We start from the raw sequence: 25,465 nt of genomic DNA on the forward strand, positions 1-25,465 counted from the left end.
CCGATGAAGAAGCTCAGTCAGGAGCAGATCACCGACAAGCTGCACCAGGACCACTTCCCTCGAGGGCCGGAGCTGGAGCGGCTGTCCGATCCACTTACTGACACGCCTATGTTGGTCACGCTGGAGGAACTGCGGCCCTACGAACACAACCCGCGCTTCATTCGTAATCCGCTATACGACGATATCAAGGCTTCGATCCGTGAACGCGGGCTGGATCAACCGCCACCGATTACCCGACGGCCGGGTGAAACCTATTTCATCATCCGTAACGGCGGTAATACGCGCTTGGCTATTCTCGGCGAGCTGTGGCAGGAAACTCGCGACGAGCGCTTCTTTCGCATTCATTGCCTGTTCCGACCTTGGAGCAATGAAATCACCGCCCTACTCGGCCATCTGGCCGAAAGCGATTTGCACGGCCAACTCACTTTCATCGAACGGGCTCTGGCGGTAGCCAAACTCAAAACCATGCTCGAAGCAGATGGCGCTTTGCTCTCACAACGTGAGCTGGTTCGACGTCTTGCCGCTGGAGGCTATCCGATTTCGCAGTCGCACATCAGCCGGATGCTCGACACCCTCGAATACTTATTGCCCGCCATTCCACAAACCCTGTATGCCGGGTTAGGTAAACCCCAAGTTGAACGCCTGATCGCACTGCGTAGTCAGGCAGAGCGAACCTGGAACCATTATCCAACCGCCCCCGTTGCGTTCGCCGATTTCTGGCTCGATACACTGGGTTATTTCGATGCCGACCCCGAATCCTTCGATCTTGAGCAGATCCAGGATGACCTGCTCGAACGCATGAGCCCCTTGCTCGGACAGTCCTACCGTATGCTGGCCCTTGAGCTGAGCGATACCCAACGAGTCATCTCGACGCCTGGTATTGTCGCTAGTGCGTCCGCAGAGAATGGTCATCCGCAAAGCCTGGATAAAGCTGCGGTAGGATTACCCTCCTCCGAGTTACGCCCCCAATCAACCGAGCCCAGAACCCAGAACGAAACAGCGCGAGAGGAACTGCTCACACCGCCCCAAACGAATGCCGTATCAGCAGTCAGCCCTCCGTCTCGCGTTCAACTGATTCGCGAACAGATCGATCGCGAGACTGCCACTGAAGCAGTACCGACCTTCGAAGCCGGCACGATCGACGACATCTGGACCATCGCACCAACACTGGATACTCCCGAACAACTGCGATCCGCCATTGCCACACTGGCGCGGGAAATGGCGGCCTATGCCGGACATCCCGAGAGCATCATCGATCAGCAGCATGGCTTGGGTTTCGCCCTCAACATCGAGCGAGTTGATCTTGCAGCGCCTCGCGCGACCGGCGTTCACTTATTGCTCCTGGCCCTGCTGCGCGCTCAGGACGAAGTCAACTGGGAAGATCGTAAGCAACTGCCGTCAGCGCTGTTTGGCCAATTGTTGCTGGGGATCTATCAACTCCCGCTCACAAATCGTCCCGCCGTGGACGTGGGACTGGAGCGACTGCCCGACGGTCTATTAATCAAACTGTATCGCCTGATCCGCCTGGCCCGTCGCCTCATCGACTTAACGCTTACTCCTGAAGACGACTCACCGAAGGAGCAGCCATGAACCTGTCCTTCAATGTGCTCAACCAGGCCATGCTGACCCAGGTGCTGCACGAGTTGCGCCAGGGAAACCTGCAGCGCTGCAAGGCACTCGGACTGAGTGAGGACGACATCTGCTTGTTACAATCCTTACCGCCCACCACCCTGTCACGCCTGGCCCATGCCACCGTACCCTGGGTAGAGGTCAAGATCGACTCGCCGGTGCTGCATCGATTGATCGAACAAGCCGAGCGTGACGAGCAGAACGAGCGCTTGATCAACCGAGCGCTCAAGCTGGGCGCCAGCAGCACGATCATGTATCAGTGCTTCGGCCTGGCGCATTCGGAAACCGCCCTGCGTCGGCGTCTGCTCAAGATAGAAACCCGCAAGGGCCGCCCTCAGCATTTGAGTGAAGCCCAGGAACATGCACTTTGGCAGCGTTGGTGCCAGCTGCGTGCGCAAGATGGTACTGAAGATCAGCTCGACGCCATGATGATGCTGGCCGAAGAGCAACAGATCAGCTTGACCATCGTCTGGCAGCAGATCGACCAGTACAGCAACGGCACATGAACAATGCCCCTGCCAAACGCTGGCAGCGTGTCCTGCAGCAATGCACCCAGCAGCTGAGTGAACGCTGGCCCGTACGCCCTACCACTGAACAACCCTCCAACCAGGCCCTGCAATCTGGCTTTCTGTTCAGTGGCCAATCTCACGAAGTCGTGCCACGTCGGCTGCTGTTGGATAGTCGGTTGACGCCGTTGGAACGTAATGCCTGGCAAGTGTTTCGACTCATGCTGCAAGGCCAGGGCGTGGTCACACCGCGCTATGAGGATTTGCAGCCTTACCTGTCAAGCGTGCCCTACGGTGCGTCAGCCTCCCGTGAAACCATTGCTCGGGTGTTGACGATGCTCAGGTTGACGCGCTGGCTCAGTTTGGTGAGTCGCGGACGCGAGCAGCTCAGCGGACGCCTTCAAGGTTCGCTGTACGTTCTGCACGATGAGCCGTTAACCCCCGCCGAAGCCATGGAACTGGATCAGGATTACCTGGCGCTAGTCGGACATGCCCTCGGCCATGCAACCAAGGCTGTGCGCATTGTCGCGCAGCACATTGTGGAAGAAATCCGCCAGGACACGGATATCGATCGGGATCGGTTACCGACGCGGCTCGACAACTGGGGCGAACACTGGACGCAGCAAGGATTGGATCAGGCAACCGATGCCGTGTTACACGATTCCGAACTGAGGGAAGATGCCCTCGTTCGGAATCGTGCAGGCCCTCGTTCGGATTCCGAACCGAGTCTGAACGCAAGTGTTTCCGGCACCGTTCGGAATCCGAACGCCGCCTGTACTGTATTAAAAGAAAGTATTTGTACAGTACCGCGCGCGACCCCAGCGGTGGATAACCTGCACTGGCCCACTCCGCTGCACCTGAGCCCAAGCGAGCGTCAGGCCATCGTCGTGGCGCTGAACAAGCTCAAGCCCGCGGATCGGCAGGCGGTGCTCAACGAAGCGGGGGCACGCTGTGCGGCCGGTGGAATCCGCAAGCCAGCGGCGTATCTGATGGGCCTGATCCAGCGTGCGCTGAAAGGTGACTTTCGTCCTTGGGTAGGTCGGGCAGAACCGTCACCCATTGCAGAACCACCTGCACCAACCCCCTCGCGTCCCATTCGAAAACAGGGCGAACCCGCATCCGCCCTCGCCCAAGCGTGCCTGAATGAGCTGCGCCAACTGCGTGGCAAACGCGGTGGACGTCAGTAGATTTGATGCCAGTGGCATCAAATCCATGGAGTTCCACTCTACGAACACATCAGACCAAACTATGAAACTTTTAGGGAGAAGCAGAGACATGCTTCCCATGAACGTAGACGTCAATGGATTTGATGCCACTGGCATCAAATCTACTGACGTCTCCATAGTTAACCCTCTTAAACCAAACCGAACAGACCGCATTCAGTTTTTTGGCTGTCCTTGACCCTCATCTGTCGCAACGTTCCTGTCCAAGCGAATGCGAGGACAACACCGTGGCCGATCACTATCAACTCAATCTGGGTTCATTGCGCAGCAGCATCACCCTGACCCTGCACACCCACCATGCCGCCCGTATCTGGCAAGGTCGGGCCGCACATGAAGGCGTCCACTCGATCATGGGTATGGCCGGCTACATCAGTGTCACCAACCTGATCAAACAAACCGCGGCCCAGGACGATCCCTATGCCGATTGGGCCATCGTGCAACTCGAAGAAAAACTGATGCAAGCCAAGGCTGGGATGCGGGAACTGACCCAACAGCTGGATCGGATCAGACAGGACCTGCCGACACAGATCGACATGGGCGACAACCTCAACATCCACCCCGTCACCTTGCCGTTGTACATCGGCAGCCAGCTGGGTTTTCTCGCGGTCTACCTGCTAACCGACTACGACACGCTGGTGCGTCGTACCCTGTTGGCCCATCACACCGCCCTGATCGGCCGTATCGACATGGAAGCCTGGATCGACGACGGCGCCCATCTGCTGCGTAGCCTGTTCGGTCAGGCCCAGCGCTATCGCCATGCCGGCGTCACGCGTGATGACATGGCGGCGAACAACGCCCGGGCCATTGCGGCCATTGAGAAACTGGGTTTGCCCCCGATGGACATTCTTGAGGGTCATCGCCGCTCCCAGTTTGCACCGCCAATCATTCGCCGTGGTGCTGTGCCAGTGGATGACGCCGACGCGTTGGCAGAGGACGCGGAAGAGTCGTCTGCGACAGTTAATAAGCCAGAGGACGAAGCATGAATCCCATGAATCCAGCTCACCTAATGCCCTTCGACGCGTTGACACCGGATGCCTACCGGCAGCTCGAACACGCAGCCTCCCTAAAAGGCCTTTTAAAACCTTTTAAGGGTAAGGGGGAGTTGGAGCACCTGGCGCAGGTGGCGAGGGAAATCGAGGCGCAGTTATGTCACCTGATGGTGGCTGTAGCGCAGCAGGCCGGACAGCCCCCTTACTCACTGCTGGATATTCGATTGGTGCTGCAGAACACCGGTGCTGGCAGCACCTTTTTGCGTTGGCGCACCCGTGACTTTGCCCGCATGGGGGTTGCGGTGTGGGAACGCCAGATTTGCAACAACGCCCTGCCGCAGGCCGTACGCGAGAGATTGCACCGTTTCGAATGCGAGCGCATTGCACTGAACCTGCAGATGAGCGTGGTGCATTCGCTTTACCGCCAGGCCACGACCTGCGCGATCAAAATGGCCAGTGCCGAACAGCTGCTGCGCCAGTTCACACCCGCAGTGGAGGTATCACGATGAGTACTTTTTTCGTTGGCGAAGGCAACATCGGCAGTGCGCCAGAGTTCCAGGAATTTCCATCAGGCAATGACGAGCCACGACGTTTGCTGCGGCTAAATGTGTACTTCGACAACCCCATCCCACGCGAAGGCATCTATGAAGATCGAGGCGGTTATTGGGCGCCGGTTGAGCTCTGGCACCGTGAGGCTGAACACTGGAGCACGCTGTACCAGAAAGGCATGCGCGTTCTGGTCGAAGGCCGCACCGTACGCGATGAGTGGGAGGACAGCGAAGACAATGCGCGGGTGACCTTCAAGATCGAAGCCCGTCGCGTCGGCATCCTGCCTCATCGGGTGCACGGCGTGGTTATGCGGGAACGCGCCAGTGAACCGGTGGCCTCTCAAAATACAGAGCAGGCCAGTTCACCGGCGTCGAAACCCAAGAAACGCAGAGGGCCGACACCGTCCGCCTGACAGACAGACATCAGGCATAAAAATTGCGCCTTTGCGCGAAGGTGCTGGCCAATGATTACTGGCTGCTCGTGAAGACCCATTCTGTTATCCTGACTACAAACAGACAGCAACCTCGGACCGTACAGGCCTGCCCTCACCAACTAATATGAGGGACCTGCCATTCAGGTTTCTCGTATCTCACAACGGCTGTTTCCAACAACGCTGCGCCGAACTCAATCCGGAGCAGTGCTATGCGTCTCTTCCTCTGCGAAAAACCGTCCCAGGGCCGGGACATTGCCAAGGTGCTCGGGGCCACTCGGCGTGGTGAGGGTTGCCTGATCGGCACAGAGACAACCGTCACCTGGTGTATCGGCCACCTGCTGGAGACAGCCCCACCCGAAGCTTATGGCATTCAGCACAAGAACTGGTCGTTGGATCATCTACCGATCATTCCCGTGCAGTGGCAGGTCGAAGTCAAACCCAAGACCGCGGCACAATTCAAAGTCATCAAACGCCTGCTCAGCGAAGCCACCACCGTCGTCATTGCAACCGACGCCGACCGCGAAGGTGAAATGATTGCCCGCGAGTTACTGGAGCTCTGCAAGTATCGAGGCCCCGTTCAACGCCTCTGGTTATCCGCACTCAACGAGACCTCGATTCGTAAAGCATTGTCCTCGCTGAAGTCTGGTCAGGAGACTTTCCCGCTCTATCACTCGGCCCTCGCCCGCAGCCGTGCCGACTGGCTGATCGGCATGAACCTCAGTCGTTTGTTTACCCTCCTTGGTCGGCGGGTGGGTTACGACGGCGTATTGTCGGTTGGACGCGTACAGACACCTACTTTACGCCTGGTGGTGGATCGGGATCGCGCGATTGCCGGCTTCGTCCCGGTGCCTTACTGGAACGTTGACGTGCACCTATCGTCGATGGGCCAGCGATTCATCGCGTCGTGGTTACCGCCACGCTCAGGACGGGACGAGGCGGGGCGTTGCCTGCAACAGGCGCTTGCCCATCACGCGGTCCAAACAATCACCGACGAGAAGTCCGCCACGGTACTCTCGTTGCAGACTGAGCATTTTCGAGAACCGCCGCCCCTGCCCTTTGACCTGAGCACGTTGCAGGAAGTCTGCTCGCGTAAGCTGGGGCTCGGCGTCCAGGAAACCCTGAACATCGCCCAAGCCCTGTATGAAACCCACAAAGCCACCACCTACCCGCGCAGCGATTGCCGCTATTTGCCCGAAAGTATGTTCAACGAGGCACCCGCGGTACTCGATGCCCTGCTCAAAACGGATCCGGCACTCAGACCTGCATTCGGAAACCTCGATCGATCATTGCGCTCCCGCGTATGGAACGATGCCAAGGTCACCGCGCACCACGGCATCATTCCCACCACCGAGCCGGCAAACCTGGCGCGGATGTCTGAACAAGAACGCCAAGTCTACGAACTGATTCGTAGCCACTACCTCGTGCAATTTCTGCCGCATCATGAGTTTGATCGAACCGAGGTAGAGCTGGAGTGCGGCGAAGAGCGTTTGATCGCTGTTGGCAAGCAGATCCTGGTCCAGGGCTGGAAAGGCTTGCTCTGCGAAAACACCGAGGAGGATGAGCCCAGTCACAAGTCCCAAGTCTTACCCGTCTTGCAACAGGGCACGCAGTGCGCAGCGGACGATGCGGAGCTCAAATCCATGCGCACTGCCGCTCCCAAACCTCTCACCGAGGGCGATCTGATCAAGGCCATGAAAAATGTGGCCAAGCTGGTCAACGACCCACGCCTGAAACAGAAACTTCGGGACACCACCGGTATCGGTACCGAAGCCACGCGAGCCGGCATTATCAAAGGGTTGATTGATCGCGGTTATTTGCTGAAGAAAAAACGCGCCTTGATGGCCTCCGCCGCGGCCCATACCCTGATCGAGGCGGTACCCGCCGCAGTCGCAGATCCGGGTATGACCGCAATCTGGGAACAGGCGCTGGACGAAATCGAAGCGGGGCGTCTGACCCTGGATGCGTTCGTCGCCAAGCAGGCGGACTGGATTGCGCAGCTAGTCGCACACTGCGGAACGCTCACCTTGGCAGTACCTGCCATAACCGGTCCGACCTGCCCCATGTGCAACGCCTCAATGCTCAGGCGCAAGGGGAAATCAGGGCCGTTCTGGTCATGCTCCCGCTACCCGGATTGCAAGGGCACGGTGTCGATCAGTAAAGATACGCGTCGCTCATGATGTTCCTGGGACGATCATCATGAGAACGGTGCGCTCTCTGCCTTGACGTCGTCCCACCCTCTCTGCTGTAGTGCCTCAGGATCATCGCCAACGGCGACCCAAGACCGATTTGCTCCGGGTAGCTCGGTCGAACTCTTCGAGTTCGGAGCCTTCTCTTCTGCGGAATTTAATTCCCGTTTTTTGCTCGACCTGATTGTGGTGGCGGATGACCACTTTTGCCTCTACCCGGCAATAGCGGTCATCCGCTTCGGCGATCGTATTCAGTCCCGGAGCCCACCGGGGAAACACGGGGCACCCTTTGTGCGCGGATGCGTGCCAGCATGTTCCGACCCAGGCCACGACAAGGGTCGGTTGGCGAATCATGGCGCAGTTCAACCAAGTTTTGCGAGGCGCTTGTCGACTGCGCAAGACCGTCAAAGGTGGTTTTTCTCTTCCTCGCCTGGTACCCCGCCAGGCCCACTCTTCATTTTTTCCTTTTCTTAATCCCAGTGACTGCCACCGTATTCCGGCCTTAAAAAAACGGGTGGCAGCGTCTTGACGCTCCCCTGTGACAGGCTTATACAAAGGGCGTGGTTCGCTGTCGTTGACAGCCCAGCCCAGGTAGTCAGAACCTTCAAGGCTACGCCATGTTCGTGGTGGTTTACCCAAGTGCGATCAGCGTTCGGAAGCTCGCACGGTTACCGCTTCAGCGGTGATGAATGCCCACTACCCATATCCGTAGCTCAACACTGCGAATTCTCATTTGCTGCATCGCTATTCCCTCAGACGCACTGTTCTGCTCGTCATCGGCTTGCCGGTGACGAGTCGTTCATCGCTCGCCTTCACCTTACCCACCCTGACGGGGGCTCACTTCCCCATCAGGGATTGTGCGTCGCCGTTTTCCCTTGAAACAGGAGAACCACCATGGCCCACGCCAACCACTCCCAAGAAGCGACCACCTACTTCAATCTGCACACCGTCGGTATCGGCTACCTCAACCGTGTTCGTGAAGTACAAGTCCGCCGCGGCCAGCCATTCATGGCCTGCGATATCGCCGCCCTGCACGGTGCCACCGATGCGGTGGAGTACACCCGCTTCGACTGCAAGGTCGCTGGAGGCGAAGCTGAACGTTTGATTCGTCTCTATATGGACGCCGTCAAAGCCGAGAAAAAGGTCTTGCTGTCGTTCCGTATCGGCGACCTGTGGATCGATCCGTTTCTCTACGAGAAAGGCGCTAAGCAGGGTCAACCGGGCGCCAGTTTGAAAGGTCGTTTGTTGTTCATCGACTGGATCAAGGTCAACGGCACGTTCGAGTACAAAGCGCCCGCCAGGCAGGAAGCAACAGCACCTGCTGAGCAAGCGCCAACCAGTGAGTCCTTCCCAGCGTCGGCTGATGCCGAAGCTGAGGATATCGACAACCCAACAGAGTCCAGGATTGAACCTGAATCTCCACCCACTCCCCGCACGGCCCGCCGTGTCGCCACGCGTACTGTTCAGTCTGCCTGAACAATCCACGACGTTTTACATCAAGGCGCTCAATCGAGCGCCTTTTCTTCAATCCGCACAGGAGAGTCAACATGGGACCCTTCTGGCTTTGCGACGACTGCCTGTTTGCTGCTGCTTACGAGGACTACAGCACGTTATCGCTTTACTACACGACGGATGAAATCGAGAAACGCATCGCCGGCATCCATCGTGGACTGTTGCGGTTAATGCCCTTCAGTGCCGACTTCGATCCCGACGCCGGCTGGGGAATAAGAGCCTTTTCTCCGTTGTCTTGCGACGGTTGTGGCTCACACCTACACGGTCAACGCCACCGATTCACGCGGCTGTAAACAGCGCGCCATCTGCTAACGCCCGCGACTCCACACCCACCTCGGGGACATCACTCCCCTTGGGCGTGTACCCCTGATTGTTCCCTTCGGAGGTACCACCATGAGCACCCAACTCACACTGATTGAAACCTCGGATTTCGAGGCTGATCGTATCGTCCAAGAAAACCAGGTGATCGACGAAGCGCTGCATATTCTGGATCGTCGGCTGTTCGCCCGCGGCCCGAACCTGACCTCACCTGGCGCCGTGGCCTCATACCTGAAACTGCATCTTGCGCAACAAGAGCATGAAGTCTTCGGTGTGATATTTCTCGATGCCAAACACCGGGTGTTGGCGTTCGAAGTCCTCTTTCACGGCAGCATTGATGGCGCCAGCGTTTACCCCCGCCAAGTCGTTAAGCGCTCCCTCGCGCATAACGCTGCGGCCGCCATTTTTGTTCACAACCACCCCTCAGGGTGTACAGAGCCCAGCCAAGCGGACCACGTTTTGACCGCACGGTTGAAGGAGGCCTTGGCCTTGATCGAAGTGCGCGTATTGAATCACTTCATCGTGGGTGAAGGTCGTCCGCTCTCCCTTGCCGAACATGGTTGGCTTTAACCCTCACAGGCGCCTTCGGGCGCCTTGTTCATTTTCATTCTGGAGCACCCTCATGAACCCCACACACCATTCCCCAGCCCTACTGGTGGCCTCAAATCCATTTGCTCGCGGTTACGACAACCTTCATATCGAACGGCTGTTACTGATCACCTACGAGAACGACTGCCCTCCCTGCTTTCGACCCGTGCACGACTCACAGGCCCATCTGCCCGACAATGAGCTGCAACTGCTCCCCTGCCTGTTCAATGAGGATTTCGCCTTGATCAGCGAAGGCCAATCCATTCCGGATGAGTTGGATGAGCGCTGCCCGTCCACCGGGCTGGTGCGCCAAGTGATCTACGCCGTGATGGGCGAAATGCTCAACGAGCGGCATCACGTCGGCGACCTGTACTCCCTGGAAGAAGCCCAAGCCAAGGTCCATCACTTGAGCTTCGAAACGGGACACTACAGTCGAGCCTGGGAAATCAGCACCGCACACCTTCCCGAAGAAGCGATGCTTCATCTGGAAGAGTGGGTCAGTCACTTCGTTCCGCGGCAAAACGGCCTCTTGTTCGAGATTTTTACGCTGCCAGATTGCTGCGGCATCGGTTGCGAACTTATCGGCACGCCATGGACGGACGAGAACTTGCTGAACATTGAGGGCAATCGTTATTCGAGCTTGAGACAAGAGCAACTCGACGCAGGCATACCGGAAGCCTTGGTCAACGTACTGTATCTGGCGGCATTGGCGGATGTGCGATTGTTAATCTTCGACCCCGACGCTGCCGTCTTGAATGGGCTCGTCATTTTCGATGAATAGCAACGTGTTCAGCGTTAACACGACCCACCTTGAATCATCTTTCTCACTGAATCGCTCCTTCACCTCATGTCAGGTTCTGCACTGAATCTGACATGAGGTTTCTTCCATGGAGCGTTTTTTCACGCCTGTCTGCCTGCTGGGTTTGTTGAGCGCCTGCACCGCGCAAATCCCCAACCCTTTGCCGACCAATCCAGAGATCGACGGTGGCTCCAATCGGGCCCAGCACTCGAGGGGCATAGCCGAAGAAAGCCATCCGGCAGAGCTTTGTTATGGCCGCTACACGCTGGTCAGCACCGAGCCCACCACGGAACAACGCGATCTTCTTGCCCAAATCATTGACGTGAGCATCCCGTCCAGCCTGAACCCTTCGGTGCAGGATGCATTGCAGTACGTATTGCAGCGCTCGGGCTATTCGCTCTGCCCCGTTACCGCGTCCGTGAGGGTGCTGTTTACTCGGCCCCTGCCCGCGGCCCATTACCGGCTCGGCCCGATCTCTTTGCGCCGCGCGCTGCAAGTGCTCGCTGGCCCCGCCTGGCAACTCACGACCAACGAAGTCAGCCGTTCAGTCTGCTTCGAACAGCAGAAAACGGAGGCCGGCGTCGCGCTGATCACACCCGTCTCGCCCCATCTGTTGGAGGCACGCCCATGAGAGCCTCGACGTTTCAAACCCTCATCATTGGGCTGCTTTGCTTGGCGGTCGCCGGCCTGAGCGGTGGTTTGTATAACCAGTATCAACGCGTGGCCGAACTGCAGAGCACGAACACCCAACACCTACAAACCCTGGACACCCTGCAACATGATTCAAGCGCCCTCAAGGACGCCCAGGAGAAGCTGCAGTACGCGCTGAAAGACCTGAAGCAGATGGTCGATACTGGTGAGCAACAGGCCAATACCCTCGATCCGATGTTGGATCAGTGGGCGCAAGAGATACAGGAACTGCGCGATGGTCTCGCAGCCCGCGCCACCCAGGCAGACCTGACAGCGCTGCGCGCACGCATTGAACAGGTCGAGCAGCAGCTCCTGGACCTCAGGACCCAGCCATTCCCTCCACCGCCGACGCGTTCTGCGACCAAACCGAAAAAGACCGCTCACCCCAAACCCACCCCGCTCTCGCCACCGTTTTCAGTATTGAGTGTCGAGTCCCGCGGTGGTGAGCGCTTTCTGGCGGTCGCACCTTATGACAGTCGCTCGCTCACGGATGTCCGGCTGCTGCATATCGGCGAGCAGCTCGGAGCCTGGCACCTGAAAGTGCTGGAGCCGAACTCAGCCATCTTCGCGGTGGCCGCTCAACCAGACCAGACCGTGCACCTCCCTTGAGAAGCGATCATGAACAGAGCGCTACTGCCCACCGTCGTCTGTCTCGCTTCGCTATTGGCCATGGGTGCTGCGATGGGAAACCCCGTCACGACACAGTCACGGAACCAGGACACGCAGGTCGCGCCCTTGGGGCGCACTGATGCTGAACAGGCGGCGAGCTGGGGTCTGACGGAGCAGGAGTGGACGCGCTTCGAACAGATCCAAACCGGCCGGCGCGGTTTCTGGAGCCCGAACCTCGATCCGTTGACCGCTCTCGGGGTCGAGGCCCAGACCGACCAAGAGCGCCAGCGCTATGCCGAACTACAGGTAGCGCTGGAAGCCAAACGCGCCGAGCGCGAGTTGGCCTACCAAAACGCTTACACCGCGGCCTGGGCCAAGCTGTTCCCCGGGCTGCTGCCGATCCAGGGCATGGCATCCCCGTCCCCTACCAGCTCAGCGGTCATGCCGCGTCAGGCCCTGTTTGTGGAGGACCACTGCCCAGCGTGCACCGCCGAAGCGCAGCGTCTGCAAAGCAGTGACATGGCGTTCGATATCTATCTGGTGGGCAGCCAAGGCGAGGATGAACGCGTCCGTCGCTGGGCTCGGCAAGCGGACATCGATCCAGCCAAGGTTCAACGCCGGCAGATCACCCTGAACCATGACCGTGGTCGCTGGTTCAGCCTGGGGGCCTTGGGGCCATTGCCCGCCACTTACCAACAGGTGAATGGACAATGGCAACGCCTCGACTGAGTGGTCTTGCGCTCCTGCTGACGATGCTCGCCGTCCAGGCTGACGAACTTCCGCCTCCGGCCTATCAACTTGCGGCGCATGACGCCAGCATCCCTTCTACGGTGCTGTTCGCGATTGCCCTGCAGGAGAGTGGACTCCGCGTCCGTGGTCGACTGCTGCCCTGGCCATGGACCCTGAACATCGCCGGTAGTCCTTACCGCTTCGCCACTCGCCAGGCTGCCTGTCACGCCTTGCTTCAGGCGCTCGCCCGACATGACGCCAAGCGGGTTGATGCCGGACTCGGGCAAACCAACCTGGGCTACCACGGACAACGTTTTTCCAGTCCCTGCGAAGCCCTCGACCCCTACCGAAATCTCGCCGTCACCGCCGCGCTGTTGCAGGAGCATCACGCTACCACCGGTGATTGGGTGTTGGCTGCCGGACGTTATCACCGCCCGGCAGGAGGAGCACCGGCCGCACGTTACCGCGCGGGTTTTTCCCGGCAACTCGAACGACTGCTGATTGCGTTCAAACAGGGCACACCACTATGACGCGAATACCCCTTACCTGCTATTTCATCCTGCTCTTGGCTCCTTTCGCCCAGCCGGAACTGACCGTAGCCGGGGATCAGCCTAGCGACTTCACACAACCCGATTTTCCAGCCATGGGCGTGCCGATAAATAACAAAGTTCAGGCTGATCGGCCCGTGCATGCGGACCTGTCCACCTTTGCCGATGTGGCCTGGATACTGCCGATTAGTAGTTCCCGGCTGAGCCCCGGCCCGGTCACGCCTCGTTCCCTGAAAATGCCCGGCCTGCAACCCTTCTTTCTGGTGGGTGACGATCCCCAGTCGCTGACTTGCCTGCGTCAACGCGCGGCTGAACTACAGGAAATGGGCGCGGCTGGCCTCGCCGTCGAAGTGATCGACACCGAAGCTTTGGCCCGGATTCGAGCAGCCGCTCCGAACATCACCATCCTGCCGGTCAACGGCAACGACATCGCCGCCCGCCTGCAGATTGAGCACTACCCCGTCTTGATCACTGCCACCTCATTGGAACAGTGAGTCAGGTCATGGCCGAGCATGCGATGGAGTCCAAGCTCCGGCCAGCGGTGGAGCTGTACACCGTAGCGATCTGCATCGCCGCCGCAGTGTTGTGCGTGTACTCGCCCTGGGCTGTGGCCCTGTCACCCGAGATTGGGCTGGTTGCGGCGCTGGCCTATGCCCTGTTCGGCCTTATCCGGCTTCGACAAGCCTGGGAGGTGCTGCGCTATCGGCGCAATATCCGTCGGCTGCCCCGTTACGAGCTGACCAGTCGACAGATTCCGATCAGCCGCAAGCGTCTGTTCATCGGCCGCGGCTTTCGCTGGACCCGCCTGCACACCCAGCGCCTGGTCGAAGCCCAGGATCCGGCGGTCGCCCACTATGTTGACCAACCGACCTGTTACCGTCTGGCCCGTGGACTCGAACGGCGCCTGGAGCATGCACCGTTTCCGCTCTCGACATTGGTCCGTGTCACCGCCTGGGACAGTGCCTTCAATCCGTTGCGCCCTTTGCCCCCGGTAGGTGGCTCGCCGCTGTTGCATGGGGTCGAGCCCAATGAAACGGAGGTCAGTCTGCCACTGGGCGAACGGGTCGGACACACCCTGGTGCTAGGCACTACTCGCGTCGGCAAGACGCGACTCGCCGAGGTGTACATCACCCAGGACATTCACCGCGTCGAACATGAGGTGGTCATCGTTTTCGATCCTAAGGGCGATGCCGACCTGCTCAAACGCATGTACGTCGAAGCCAAACGCGCCGGGAGGGAGAAGGAATTCTATGTTTTCCATCTAGGCTGGCCAGAGATCTCCGCGCGTTACAACGCCGTAGGACGTTTCGGGCGCATTTCGGAAGTGGCGTCGCGCATCGCCGGGCAGCTCAGCGGTGAAGGCAACTCCGCGGCCTTTCGTGAGTTCGCCTGGCGTTTCGTCAACATCATCGCCCGCGCTCTGATCGAGTTGGGCCGGCGTCCGGACTACCTGCAGATCCAGCGACATGTGGTCAACATCGACGCCCTGTTCATCGAGTACGCCCAGCAGTTTTTCGCCAAGACCGACCCGAAGGCGTGGGAAGTGATCGTCCAACTTGAAGGCAAGCTCACCGAGAAGAACATTCCCCGGCATATGGTGGGACGCGAAAAGCGGGTGGTGGCCATCGAGCAGTACCTAGCGTTGAAGCGGGTATTTGATCCGGTAATGGACGGACTGCGTTCGGCGGTACGATATGACCGTACTTACTTCGACAAGATTGTCGCCTCGCTGCTGCCGCTGCTGGAAAAACTCACCACCGGCAAGACCGCCCAGTTACTGGCCCCCAACTACACCGACCTAGATGACCCGCGGCCAATATTCGACTGGATGCAGATTATCCGAAAACGCGGCATCGTCTACGTCGGTCTGGATGCGCTGACCGACGCCGAGGTGGCCGCCGCTGTGGGCAACTCGATGTTCGCCGACTTGGTCTCGGTCGCCGGACACATATACAAACATGGCATTGACCATGGCCTACCCCCATCGGGCAGCAGCAGTGACAAGCTACCGATCAACCTCCACGCCGATGAGTTCAACGAGTTGATGGGTGATGAGTTCATCCCGCTGATCAACAAAGGTGGCGGCGCAGGTATCCAGGTAACCGCCTACACCCAGACCCTCAGCGATATCGAAGCGCGAATCGGTAACCGCGCCAAGGCCGGCCAGGTGATTGGCAACTTCAACACCCTGCAGATGCTGCGGGTGCGCGAAACCGCCACCGCGGAGCTGCTCACCCAGCAGTTGCCCAAAGTTAACGTGCTGACCAAGACCCTAGTTTCGGGTGCCACCGACACCTCCGATCCCGAGGCCAAGACGGACTTCACCTCGTCCTCACAGGATCGTGTCAGCAGCACCAGTGTGCCGCTGATCGAGCCTGCTCACATCGTCAGTTTACCCAAGGGACAAATGTTCTCCTTCCAGGCCGGTGGACAGCTCTGGAAAGTACGTATGCCATTACCTAAACCCTCCAACGACGATGCCATGCCCAAAGACCTGCAGGAACTCACTCAACGGATGCGGGCGGCCTACAACGAGCAGGCAGGGCAATGGTGGAGTACCAGCGGTGGCGGCCCAACAACTAACTTCGATTTAGATAAGGTGGGGTAAACCTACCCTCCGCAGGTTTCGATTCAGCAGAAACGATCCAGAAGGCGCCGTGAGCGGCATCAACTCTGCGGTGCACAATGGAGTGAACAATGGCGACTTCCACACAAAATACTCCGACACAACCGATCCAGCGCCCGGGATTAATCGTCTCGGCGATTGGCTTGGTTTTACGCATCATCGGTTTGCTGATCGCCTCGTTGCTGTTTTCGATCCTCATCGAGTTCGCCGGTTTGCTGCTATTCTGGAGCGATCAGGGTTGGCGGAACAGCCAAGCCATGTTGACGAACGAACTGGGCTGGCTGAGCGAGCACTTCAAAGCTTCACTCATCCTCCAACAACCCGGACAGACGATTGTCCAGTGGCTGGATTTTCTCAATCAATGGTTGTTGGTCAAGACCGGTTTTGCGGATTTTGCCCGGCAGGCGCGGGTGTCGAGCCAGGGCAACGGCTTCTGGAGCTGGATCAACCAGCTCTACGTGAGCATTGAGGACTTCGTACTGGCCGCAGTGTATGTGACCTTTACCTTCGTGGTGCGCCTGACCATTCTGGTCCTGGCCGCCCCCCTGTTTCTGCTGGCCATGTTTACTGGTTTTGTCGATGGCTTGATGCGCCGCGACCTGCGCAAGTTCGGGGCAGGGCGCGAAAGCAGCTTTGTCTACCATCGTGCTAAACGAGCCGTGACACCAGTGCTGCTCGTGCCCTGGATCATTTACCTGTCCCTGCCCTTTTCGCTCAATCCACTCGTTATTTTTTTACCGTGCGCCGCAATGCTTGGGATAACAACGGCAATCACCGCAGCAACATTCAAGAAATATCTTTAAAATTTGGCAGCCAACATTTCCTCAAAGCATTAGCTATGACTGGAGTTCATACTCGCTTTTTTGCAGGCAGTGGCGATTGCACTCATGAAGTCCTTCAACTTAGGCCAAATCCATTCACCACGCTTCTGATGTTCAGAGAATGGTTTTGAAAACATAAAATCAACCATGTCTTTGATTTGGTGCTCCGTATGAGGGGTCCCAAATTCCACTCCCACACTCTCGACGTATGATTGTCGATGCCTCAGGACGTCAGCGAGGGTATCGTCCAGCGTCTGCCCTACCAAAACATAACCGGATTTCTGCTGATACTGTCGGGAGCCATCACATACTTGCAACATATCGATATCTCCCAGGCCCAATAAAGCGCCCTTCTTATTGAAGTTATTGAGATCAGCTAAAGCATCCGCCATTGGACCACTCCCAATCGGAAGTGCATCAGGGTTGTGCTGTGATTGCCGAATGATTGCGCGTTCAATTCGACTAACGAGTACAAATTTAACATACCAAGGATCAAAATATTTCAAGGCCAAGTCATCAGGTATTTCACGATACGCAATACCAAGAGGAATTTTCACACCAAAAGGCGCCTTTAAATCTTTTCTCCAACTCATCTCTTCTATTTTTTTAAAATACTGCGTAAGGTATATATCGTCAGCATGTACCGCCGCAAGAATTTTTACCAAGCTTTCAACCGAATTAAAGCCGATCCATGTCATGCGGAGACCTGTATCAGCGAAAAACAATTGAAGCTCTTCAAGTGCACCTAATGCTTCAGCAGAGGTAATATCCCCCCGACGCCCCATATGTTCGTAAAGGGCTGCCGGAGTCACAGCCAAGTAGGTTTTTCGATCGCTCCAGCCTGTTACAAACCTAGTAAATGCGGTATATGATAACGCCTGCAAATCGCGATTCGGCTTAGACGCTCTATGTTTAAAAGACTGTATAATGCTGTTATCGAGAACCAAATGCATTGGCCCTTCTAGCTCGTAACTGACAGCGTATTTTCTTGCAAACGTCTCAGTTGATATAAAAAATTGGAAAATTTCTTCGTCAGCGCGACCATGTAGACGCTCCGCGACCTCAACTATAACTTTTTCTTTAATTTCTTCCACTACTACCATCCTTAAAGACAACTGAATCAAAACCGATCGCACCCAGCTCGAATAATCTGCTGACGTTCCCTCTTCCCTCGGAGATCTTAATTCCAGACCAACGTCGGGACCACCACAATGTCCGTTTTTCCTATTCGTTTTCTCATGCTCACTGTGATCGCATTTCACAGCGACAGCTTTGCGGCGGGCGGGCATGAGCAGCAACTCAGTCTACTCATCCGACAGCTCGATACTCTCGACACGTTGGTACAACAGGCCTCACGTTACGAAGCACCAGAATCAAATACACATTATCGCTTTGACTATCCCCGCCTAAGTCAAGACATCCAGCGCATCCGCCACGGTGTGCAGGGCTATCTCTCCCCTTCCCGCGCTCAACCCCGCGATCCAGCTGAATTGGTCGGCGATTACCGCCTCGACACCCCGTCCGCGGAGTCCTCGCCATGAGCATGACTGACGCCCAGATCGCAGCGTTCCAAAACGCCTCCGGCGTCTCGGCGCAGAGCAGTTCGACACTGTGGCTGTCCCTGGTTCTCGTCCTGGCTTTGCTTTGGTGTACCTGGGTGATGTGGACGGCTTACCGGGGTTGGGCCGCCGGCAGTGTGCGCTTTGGGGCCTTCGGCGGCAGCGCCGCGCGCGTCTTGCTCGCCCTGCTCGTACTGATGTTCTTCACCCTGTCCTAATCCAGGAGATCGCCGCCATGCTCAAGTGCTTTGCCCCTCTGAAAAACAACCTGCGTGATCGTACGAGTCAGCGCGTGATCGGTCTGCTGCTGGTGCTCGGTCCAAGCCTGGCTTTTGCCCAATTACCCACCATGGAAGCCCCTTCGCGCGGCGAAGGTTCCGGGTTGATCGATACGATCAAAAACTACGCCTACGACGGCGGCATCTTGCTCGGTCTGCTGATCGCCCTGCTCGCTTTTCTCGGTGTGGCTTGGCATTCCCTGACCGTGTATGCCGACGTGCAGAACCAGCGCAAAACCTGGAAAGACCTCGGCGCCGTAGTCGGCATCGGAGCCCTGCTGGTGGTGATCATCATCTGGTTCCTGACCAAGGCTGCCGCTATTCTGTGAGGTTGGCATGAACGACGCTATCGAACGCCTTGCCGACGGCACCTTGGTCTTTCTGCCAGAGCGACTCAATCGTGATCCCGCCGTATTGCGCGGTTTAACCAATGATGAGATGTGGGTAGCGCTCGGCACCGGCGCAGTCATTGGCCTGCTGCTGGGCGTTCCTCTGGCGATCGCCACCGCCTCCATTGCCGTGGCGCCGACCAGCATGATCGCAAGCATGGCGGTGGTGTTATTTGCCGGTGGCACACTACTGCGTCGGGCCAAACGGGCTCGCCCCGAGACCTGGTTGTACCGCAAGCTCGAATGGATACTCGCCAGCCGTTGGCGCCTGGGGCGCGGAAGTTTGATTCTCCACTCCGGCGCCTGGACGGTTCGCCGTTCGCGTCGACTGCGCCCTGCCCTGTCCCGGTGGCAACCATGAGTCGTTTTCGGAACAAGGTGGACGCCCAACAGGCCCATATCGTCAGCCTGCGTCTTGCGGTAATGATCCTTGCCCTGGTCTGTGCCGGGCTCTGGTACGGCTGGCGCTCGGCACCGATCGATCTGACCGTTCATGTACCACCGGATCTGCGCTCGGGCAGCACTCGCAAGTGGTGGGATATCCCCCCGGAGAATGTCTATGCCTTTGCCCTGTACATCTTTGGTCAGCTCAACCGCTGGCCCTCAGATGGAGAGCAGGACTATCGCCGCGCCATCTATGGTTTGCAGTCCTACCTGACACCCTCCTGCAAGGCCTTCCTCGATGGCGACTACGAGTACCGCAAGGCCGCCGGCGAACTGCGCCAGCGGGTGCGTGGCGTCTACGAAATTCTGGGCCGAGGCTACAGCCAAGATCCGGAACTCCGGGTCAAGCAACTCGATCGCGACAGCTGGCTGGTCAAGCTCGACCTCAACGCCGATGAGTATTACGCCGCCGAACCGGTGAAACGGGTGGTGGTGCGTTATCCATTACGCGTGGTGCGTTTTGATCTGGACCCCGAACGCAATAAGTGGGGGCTGGCACTGGATTGTTATCAGGGCACTCCGCAAAAAATCTCCCTACCTGGAGGTGAGCCATGAAGCGGATTTCTACCCTGGGACTCACCATCGCACTGATGCTATGGGGAGCTGCAGCGCAGGCCGTCGAGCTGATGCGCTGGGAACGCCTACCCCTCGCGGTCCCTCTGGTGATCAATCAGGAACGAGTGGTCTTTATCGATGAGGATGTTCGAGTCGGCGTGCCCTCAACCCTGACGGGCAAGCTGCGCGTGCAATCAACTGGCGGCACGCTGTACCTGCGCGCGTCGGAAGCCATTGCACCGACCCGACTGCAATTGCAATCAGTCACGACGGGCGAGATCATCCTTCTGGATATCGTGGCCACTCCCGGCGATCAATCGCTGGAGCCCTTGCGCATTCTCAAGAATGCTCAGGTGCAAGCTACCGAGGCTGAATCTAGCACCGCCCCTGTTCCAGAACGTACACCGATCCCGGTCTCTTTGACGCGCTACGCCGCGCAAAGCCTGTACGCGCCTCTGCGCACTGTGGAGTCTCTGCACGGTGTACGCCGCGTCCCGCTCAAGCTGCGCACCGAACTGCCAACCCTGCTGCCAACCGAAAACGTGTCCAGCACACCTATCGCCGCCTGGCGACTCGGTGATTACTGGGTGACGGCGGTGAAGTTGCGCAATCGTGGTTCAGAGACTCTGCAACTCGACCCGCGTCGACTTCAGGCCAAGCTGTTCGCCGCGGCCTTCCAGCATGCTTTCCTCGGGCCTGCCGGCAGCGCTGAAGACACCACGGTTGCCTACCTCGTCACCCGCGGTGCTGGCCTCGAACACGCCGTGCTGCTCCCGCCCGTTGCGCGAGGTGCTGACGATGAAGGCTAACGCCTTGCTCAAATGGCTGGTACCGGCTGCACTGTTGGCCGTGGTGTTTATCATCCTGAAAACCTGGGTCGCGGGTAGCAGTAGTTCCTCTCCAGAGAAGCCGGTTGATCAGGGCAACCTTCAGTTATCCGCCGAGCAAGCCAAGTCGCTCGGCATTGCTGGCGATACCCCACGCGACACCGTCGCCACCCTGGTCGGCCAGGTGAAGGCCATGCGCAGCGACATGCTCGGTTTGAAGAAACACAATGACTCACTGCAGACGGAAAACAACCGCCTGCGCGAGCGGGAAAGCAGTGTCGATTCGCGTATCCAGACGGCGCTTGGCAGTGTGACCCAGCAAGTCGACGAAGGCCGCCGCCAAGCCAACGAGGCCCGACTCAAAGCGGAACAAGACAGTCGCCAGGCCCGTGGTCTGCTGGCGCAATTGCAGGACCAGTTGTCGGGGCTGACCGGCAAAGGCAAGGATATGCCGATCGGATTGGGGCTTGAGCCGGGCGACGGTGCTCAATTCAAAGGGCAGCATTCTGCCAATGATGCGCTGCAGTGGATTGAGCCCTCGGATGCTCCGTCCACCGACGCCCGAGGCAAAACCAAGACCTCCTCCGCACTGAGTCTGCCTATCGCGTTCAACTCGCTGGAAGGCTTGAACGATAACGCCATTGATCGCAGCCAGAAACCGCTACATGCAGTCACCAAGGCTGAGCGTGATCTGACACGATCCGTTGATCGTACCGAAGGCGCGAAGCCGGTCTACACCATTCCCGAAAATGCGACATTGATGGGCTCGGTCGCGATGACCGCGCTGATCGGCCGAGTCCCGGTGGACGGCACAGTGAATGATCCCTATCCCTTCAAGGTGCTGGTCGGTCCGGAGAATCTGACTGCCAACGGCATCGACCTGCCGGACGTCGCGGGGGCCGTGATGAGCGGCACGGCGTCCGGTGACTGGACCCTGTCTTGCGTACGCGGACAGGTCGAGTCGATCACCTTTGTGTTTACCGATGGCACCATCCGCACGGTGCCTCAGCCGAAGGCGGTTGCCAGCCGCAATGCCTCCACTGCCCAGAGTTCGAACACCGACAAGATCCGTGGCGGACTCGGTTACTTGTCCGATCCGTATGGCATTCCTTGCATTGCCGGCGAGCGCCGCTCGAACGCCCAGCAGTACCTCGGCAGCCAGAGTCTGATCACTGCGGCCGGCGCGGGTGTCGCCGCCTTGCTCGGGAGTGAGCAGAACAACAACAGCAGCGTGATCAGTTCGGGCGGCAGTACGCTCGGGGTCACCAGCAGCAGTGGCAATAGCGCGCTGAATTCAATTCTCAGCGGTGGGGTCAGCGACATCCGCGAGTGGGTCACCAAACTGTATGGCGAGGCCTTTGCTGCCGTGTACGTCCCACCGGCCGCCCAAGTCGCACTGCACCTCGACCATGAGATCACCATCGACTATGAGCCCAAGGGCCGGAGCGTTCGCCATGAAAAAGACCATGCCTCTCTGTCTGAATTGGATTAGCTTGCTCTGCCTGGTCCTGGCGGGGTGCGCCACCGACAAAGAGACGCTGCTGCCCCATGGCGAGCAAAGCATGCTGGACATCTGGAACGGCGCCGGTTCGCAAGGCACTCAGCAACAACTGCTGGATGCTCGGCAGCAGTTACGCCGCCCGCTGGCTCAGGCAGATTTCTCCGCCTTTCTCCAAGAACCGTACACGCGCACAACAGAGAACGAGATCCGCAACCTGTTCCCTCGCCTGCCCAATCCCGATCTGGTGCTGTACGTGTATCCGCACCTGAATGGGACCGAGCAGGCACCGGTCCCGGGTTACTCCACAGTCTTTCCGTTCTACCAACGGGTGCAGTACGCATTGCCGGGTGAACGTCAGGAAGACTTGTAGTGCGTACCGGCGATGCGGACAACCGCACTGCCGCGTGGAAAACCTGGCGCAACCCATTACGCCCTCGCGCCACGTTGGCCGATGACGCCGCACTCTATGCGCACAACCCCAGCTTCACCGATCACCTGCCGTGGGTCGAGTACCTCGACACCGAGCAATGTTTTCTGCTCGATGACAATCGCTCGGTGGGTGCGGTGTTCGAATTGCTGCCCATCGGCACTGAAGGACGCGAACCCGATTGGTTGATGGCGGCCCGCGATGCCCTTGAGGATGCCCTGCAGGATAGCTTTGACGAGCTGGATCAAGCGCCTTGGGTGGCGCAGTTTTTCTGCCAGGACGACAACGACTTCACCCCCTACCTGACCCGGCTCATTGATTATATTAAGGACAGTGCGCGAGACACCATCTTCACCGAGGCGTATTTGGAACTCAGCCGCCGTCATCTGAAGGCCATCGCCAAGCCCGGAGGTCTGTTTGAGGATAAGGTGGTGACACGCCTGCCCTGGCGTGGCAATAACCGCCGGGTGCGCCTGGTGGTCTATCGCTGGCTTGAGTCTGACGTTGAGGCGGCGGGACTCACCCCGGTGCAATCCCTGCAACAGGCTTGCGAACGGGTCACGGCTTCATTGCAAGCGTGCGGGGTGCAATCGGCGCGTGTCGATGGCCGAGGTCTGTATGCCTGGTTAGTGCCCTGGTTCAATCCAGCCCCCACGCTCACCTATGAAGCACCCGAGGATTTCTACCAACACGTGGCCTATCCGGAGTCGGGCGACGGCGAGTCGCTGGAACTGCCCTTCGATCATGACTTCGCCGAGCGGCTGTTCTTCAATGAGCCGCGTTCGGATGTCCAACGCGGACTTTGGTTTTTCGACGATCAGCCCCACCGGGTCATGGTGGTGGACAAACTGCGGCGGGCACCATCGATTGGTCAACTCACTGGCGAAACCCGCAAGGGCGACGCGGTGAATGCCCTGTTCGACCAGTTACCCGAAGGGACGGTGATGAGTCTGACCTTGGTGGTCAAACCCCAAGATGTGCTCGAAGACCAGTTGAATCGCCTAGCGCGAAAAGCCATCGGTGAAAACCTGGCCTCGACCCAGACCCGTCAGGATGTCGAAGAAGCCCGCGCGATCATCGGCCGCCAGCACAAGCTGTATCGGGGAACCCTGGCGTTTTACGTGCGCGGTCACGATGAACAGCAACTGCACCAGCGCTCGGTCAGCCTGGCCAGCGCACTGCTGGGTGCGGGGCTGCAACCGGTACGTGAAGGCGACGAGGTCGCCGCCTGCAACAGTTACCTGCGTTGGTTACCGATGGCTTACAACCCGGCCCGCGACACGCGCAACTGGTACACGCGTTTGATGTTCGCCCAGCACCTGGCAAACCTCGTTCCAGTCTGGGGCCGCAGCACCGGCACCGGCCACCCGGGCATCACCCTGTTCAATCGTGGTGGCTCGCCGTTGAGCTTTGATCCGTTGTCACGTCTAGACCGGGCCATGAACGGCCATCTGCTGTTGTTCGGTCCGACTGGCGCCGGCAAGTCGGCCACCCTGGTCACCCTGCTGATGCAGGTCATGGCGGTGTACCGCCCTCGCCTGTTTATCGTCGAGGCCGGCAACTCATTCGGTTTGCAGGGAGAGTACTTCGTGACACAGGGCCTGTCGGTCAACAAGGTCCAATTGAAACCTGGCGCCTCGGTCAGTCTCGCCCCGTTCGCCGATGCTTGGCGTCTGGTCGAGCAGCCGGATCAGGTGGCGAGTCTGTCGATCGATGAGTGGGACGATGAGGTGGTAACCAGTCACGAAGACCAGCGCGATGTTCTCGGCGAACTGGAAATCACCGCCCGCTTGATGATCACTGGCGGCGAGGCCAAGGAAGAAGTGCGCCTGAGCCGAGCCGATCGCAGTCTGATCCGCGAGTGCATTCTCGATGCGGCGCAGACGTGTGTCGCGGCGAGCAGACAGGTACTGACCCACGACGTGCGCGACGCCTTGCTGCGCGTCGCCGCCGACACGCACTTGCCGGAGAAGCGTCGCGAGAGCGCCCAGGAAATGGGTGAATCCATCGACCTGTTCTGCCAGGGCTTCGAGGGTGAACTGTTCGATCGCGAGGGCACGCCTTGGCCCGAGCGCGATGTGACCATTGTCGATCTGGCCACTTACGCTCGCGAAGGCTACGAGGCACAGATGTCCATCAGCTACATCAGCCTGATGAACACCGTGAACAACCTTGCCGAACGCGACCAGTATCTGGGAAGACCGATCATCATGGTCACCGACGAAGGCCATATCATCACCAAGAACCCGTTGCTGGCACCGTTCGTGGTCAAGGGCACGAAGATGTGGCGCAAACTTGGCGCATGGTTCTGGTTGGCGACGCAGAACCTCGCCGACTTTCCGACTGCCGCACAGACCATGCTCAATATGATCGAATGGTGGATTTGTTTGAATATGCCACCCGCTGAAATCGAGGAGATCGCTCGTTTCAAGAAGCTTTCACCAGCACAGAAAGCCTTGTTGCTCTCAGCCAGCAAGGAACCGGGCAAATACACTGAAGGCGTGGTGCTGTCGAAGAAACTCGAAACACTGTTTCGAGTCGTGCCGCCCAGTCTTTATCTCGCCCTGGCCATGACGGAGCCCGAGGAAAAAGCCGAGCGCTGGACACTGATGCAAGACAATGGCTACTCGGAGTTGGAAGCGGCCTACCGGGTAGCAGAACGGATCGACAGAGCGCGAGGAATAGAGCCGGAATAAGGGGGGATTTGGCCCCGGCCCTGACAATTCGGCA

Annotated in this window: 28 protein-coding genes; 27 read left to right on the top strand and 1 reads right to left on the bottom strand. The window is 58.5% G+C overall.

Translation table 11 applies throughout. The features are described 5' to 3' along the window. Positions 1-3: 3 nt before the first annotated feature. The 18 genes from JFT58_RS25775 to JFT58_RS25860 all read left to right on the top strand — a co-directional run bounded on the left by JFT58_RS25775 (position 4) and on the right by JFT58_RS25860 (position 16,737). Complete coding sequence (locus JFT58_RS25775; RefSeq protein WP_198834738.1) at positions 4-1,590, top strand: ParB family protein; 1,587 nt, start codon at positions 4-6, stop codon at positions 1,588-1,590. Continuing rightward, positions 1,587-2,135, top strand: a complete 549-nt coding sequence (locus tag JFT58_RS25780; protein ID WP_198834739.1) for a DUF2857 domain-containing protein — start codon at positions 1,587-1,589, stop codon at positions 2,133-2,135. Before JFT58_RS25775 ends, JFT58_RS25780 begins: the two co-directional genes overlap by 4 nt. Then, positions 2,132-3,322 (top strand): STY4528 family pathogenicity island replication protein, encoded by a 1,191-nt coding sequence (locus JFT58_RS25785; RefSeq protein ID WP_198834740.1) that lies wholly within the window; start codon positions 2,132-2,134, stop codon positions 3,320-3,322. The genes JFT58_RS25780 and JFT58_RS25785 overlap by 4 nt, the downstream gene beginning before the upstream one ends. Positions 3,323-3,585: 263 nt before the next feature. Continuing rightward, positions 3,586-4,341 (top strand): PFL_4669 family integrating conjugative element protein, encoded by a 756-nt coding sequence (locus JFT58_RS25790; protein ID WP_198834741.1) that lies wholly within the window; start codon positions 3,586-3,588, stop codon positions 4,339-4,341. Beyond that, on the top strand, positions 4,338-4,856 hold the full coding sequence (locus tag JFT58_RS25795; RefSeq protein ID WP_198834742.1) for a DUF3158 family protein: 519 nt from the start codon (positions 4,338-4,340) through the stop codon (positions 4,854-4,856). Before JFT58_RS25790 ends, JFT58_RS25795 begins: the two co-directional genes overlap by 4 nt. Then, on the top strand, positions 4,853-5,308 hold the full coding sequence (locus JFT58_RS25800) for a single-stranded DNA-binding protein (protein ID WP_198834743.1): 456 nt from the start codon (positions 4,853-4,855) through the stop codon (positions 5,306-5,308). The genes JFT58_RS25795 and JFT58_RS25800 overlap by 4 nt, the downstream gene beginning before the upstream one ends. A 230-nt stretch (positions 5,309-5,538) precedes the next feature. After that, on the top strand, positions 5,539-7,506 hold the full coding sequence (locus JFT58_RS25805) for a DNA topoisomerase III (RefSeq protein WP_198834744.1): 1,968 nt from the start codon (positions 5,539-5,541) through the stop codon (positions 7,504-7,506). 903 nt (positions 7,507-8,409) lie between these two features. Next, entirely contained in the window at positions 8,410-8,991 is a 582-nt protein-coding gene (locus tag JFT58_RS25810; RefSeq protein WP_198834745.1) for an STY4534 family ICE replication protein, read from the top strand. Positions 8,992-9,062: 71 nt separating this feature from the next. After that, positions 9,063-9,320, top strand: a complete 258-nt coding sequence (locus tag JFT58_RS25815) for a hypothetical protein (protein ID WP_198834746.1) — start codon at positions 9,063-9,065, stop codon at positions 9,318-9,320. Positions 9,321-9,420: 100 nt separating this feature from the next. Beyond that, a complete protein-coding gene (gene radC / locus JFT58_RS25820) occupies positions 9,421-9,915 on the top strand; it encodes a RadC family protein (protein WP_198834747.1) in 495 nt (164 codons plus the stop codon). 52 nt (positions 9,916-9,967) lie between these two features. Continuing rightward, positions 9,968-10,714 (top strand): DUF5983 family protein, encoded by a 747-nt coding sequence (locus tag JFT58_RS25825; protein WP_198834748.1) that lies wholly within the window; start codon positions 9,968-9,970, stop codon positions 10,712-10,714. Positions 10,715-10,820: 106 nt separating this feature from the next. Next, positions 10,821-11,363 (top strand): PFGI-1 class ICE element type IV pilus protein PilL2, encoded by a 543-nt coding sequence (gene pilL2 / locus JFT58_RS25830; protein WP_198834749.1) that lies wholly within the window; start codon positions 10,821-10,823, stop codon positions 11,361-11,363. Beyond that, entirely contained in the window at positions 11,360-12,031 is a 672-nt protein-coding gene (locus tag JFT58_RS25835) for a chemotaxis protein (RefSeq protein ID WP_198834750.1), read from the top strand. Before pilL2 ends, JFT58_RS25835 begins: the two co-directional genes overlap by 4 nt. A 9-nt stretch (positions 12,032-12,040) precedes the next feature. Then, complete coding sequence (locus JFT58_RS25840; protein ID WP_198834751.1) at positions 12,041-12,760, top strand: TIGR03759 family integrating conjugative element protein; 720 nt, start codon at positions 12,041-12,043, stop codon at positions 12,758-12,760. Further along, on the top strand, positions 12,742-13,290 hold the full coding sequence (locus tag JFT58_RS25845; RefSeq protein ID WP_177082066.1) for a lytic transglycosylase: 549 nt from the start codon (positions 12,742-12,744) through the stop codon (positions 13,288-13,290). Before JFT58_RS25840 ends, JFT58_RS25845 begins: the two co-directional genes overlap by 19 nt. Continuing rightward, positions 13,287-13,802: an integrating conjugative element protein gene (locus tag JFT58_RS25850; RefSeq protein WP_198834752.1), complete on the top strand. Its 516-nt coding sequence runs from the start codon at positions 13,287-13,289 to the stop codon at positions 13,800-13,802. Before JFT58_RS25845 ends, JFT58_RS25850 begins: the two co-directional genes overlap by 4 nt. A gap of 8 nt (positions 13,803-13,810) precedes the next feature. Next, the gene (traD, locus tag JFT58_RS25855) at positions 13,811-15,916 is read left to right on the top strand and encodes a type IV conjugative transfer system coupling protein TraD (protein WP_198834753.1); all 2,106 of its coding nucleotides are present in this window, start codon (positions 13,811-13,813) and stop codon (positions 15,914-15,916) included. Between the two features lie 89 nt (positions 15,917-16,005). Continuing rightward, positions 16,006-16,737 carry a TIGR03747 family integrating conjugative element membrane protein gene (locus JFT58_RS25860; protein ID WP_198834754.1) on the top strand — a complete coding sequence of 244 codons (732 nt, stop codon included), beginning with the start codon at positions 16,006-16,008 and terminating at the stop codon, positions 16,735-16,737. Positions 16,738-16,766: 29 nt separating this feature from the next. Here JFT58_RS25860 and JFT58_RS25865 read toward each other — a convergent pair whose 3' ends face one another. Beyond that, positions 16,767-17,849, bottom strand: coding sequence for a hypothetical protein (locus tag JFT58_RS25865; protein ID WP_198834755.1), 1,083 nt, complete (start codon positions 17,847-17,849; stop codon positions 16,767-16,769). Positions 17,850-17,966: 117 nt separating this feature from the next. On the opposite strand from JFT58_RS25865, the gene JFT58_RS25870 reads away from it, so the two are divergent. From JFT58_RS25870 to JFT58_RS25910, 9 genes are read left to right on the top strand one after another with little or no spacing between them, the layout of a single operon-like run. Continuing rightward, positions 17,967-18,296: an integrative conjugative element protein, RAQPRD family gene (locus tag JFT58_RS25870; protein ID WP_198834756.1), complete on the top strand. Its 330-nt coding sequence runs from the start codon at positions 17,967-17,969 to the stop codon at positions 18,294-18,296. Beyond that, on the top strand, positions 18,293-18,532 hold the full coding sequence (locus JFT58_RS25875) for a TIGR03758 family integrating conjugative element protein (RefSeq protein WP_198834757.1): 240 nt from the start codon (positions 18,293-18,295) through the stop codon (positions 18,530-18,532). The genes JFT58_RS25870 and JFT58_RS25875 overlap by 4 nt, the downstream gene beginning before the upstream one ends. A 17-nt stretch (positions 18,533-18,549) precedes the next feature. Continuing rightward, positions 18,550-18,921: a TIGR03745 family integrating conjugative element membrane protein gene (locus JFT58_RS25880; RefSeq protein ID WP_198834758.1), complete on the top strand. Its 372-nt coding sequence runs from the start codon at positions 18,550-18,552 to the stop codon at positions 18,919-18,921. A 7-nt stretch (positions 18,922-18,928) separates the two neighbouring features. Further along, on the top strand, positions 18,929-19,342 hold the full coding sequence (locus tag JFT58_RS25885; RefSeq protein WP_198834759.1) for a TIGR03750 family conjugal transfer protein: 414 nt from the start codon (positions 18,929-18,931) through the stop codon (positions 19,340-19,342). After that, positions 19,339-19,980, top strand: coding sequence for a PFL_4703 family integrating conjugative element protein (locus tag JFT58_RS25890; RefSeq protein WP_198834760.1), 642 nt, complete (start codon positions 19,339-19,341; stop codon positions 19,978-19,980). Before JFT58_RS25885 ends, JFT58_RS25890 begins: the two co-directional genes overlap by 4 nt. After that, positions 19,977-20,789: a TIGR03749 family integrating conjugative element protein gene (locus JFT58_RS25895; RefSeq protein WP_090406491.1), complete on the top strand. Its 813-nt coding sequence runs from the start codon at positions 19,977-19,979 to the stop codon at positions 20,787-20,789. Before JFT58_RS25890 ends, JFT58_RS25895 begins: the two co-directional genes overlap by 4 nt. Further along, positions 20,779-22,299 carry a TIGR03752 family integrating conjugative element protein gene (locus JFT58_RS25900; protein ID WP_198834761.1) on the top strand — a complete coding sequence of 507 codons (1,521 nt, stop codon included), beginning with the start codon at positions 20,779-20,781 and terminating at the stop codon, positions 22,297-22,299. The genes JFT58_RS25895 and JFT58_RS25900 overlap by 11 nt, the downstream gene beginning before the upstream one ends. Continuing rightward, the gene (locus tag JFT58_RS25905; RefSeq protein ID WP_198834762.1) at positions 22,262-22,678 is read left to right on the top strand and encodes a TIGR03751 family conjugal transfer lipoprotein; all 417 of its coding nucleotides are present in this window, start codon (positions 22,262-22,264) and stop codon (positions 22,676-22,678) included. The genes JFT58_RS25900 and JFT58_RS25905 overlap by 38 nt, the downstream gene beginning before the upstream one ends. Continuing rightward, positions 22,678-25,431: a conjugative transfer ATPase gene (locus JFT58_RS25910; protein WP_198834763.1), complete on the top strand. Its 2,754-nt coding sequence runs from the start codon at positions 22,678-22,680 to the stop codon at positions 25,429-25,431. Before JFT58_RS25905 ends, JFT58_RS25910 begins: the two co-directional genes overlap by 1 nt. The last annotated feature ends 34 nt before the right edge of the window (positions 25,432-25,465 follow it).

This window comes from Pseudomonas sp. MF6767, assembly GCF_016405475.1.
GTDB classification, from domain to species: domain Bacteria; phylum Pseudomonadota; class Gammaproteobacteria; order Pseudomonadales; family Pseudomonadaceae; genus Aquipseudomonas; species Aquipseudomonas paracarnis.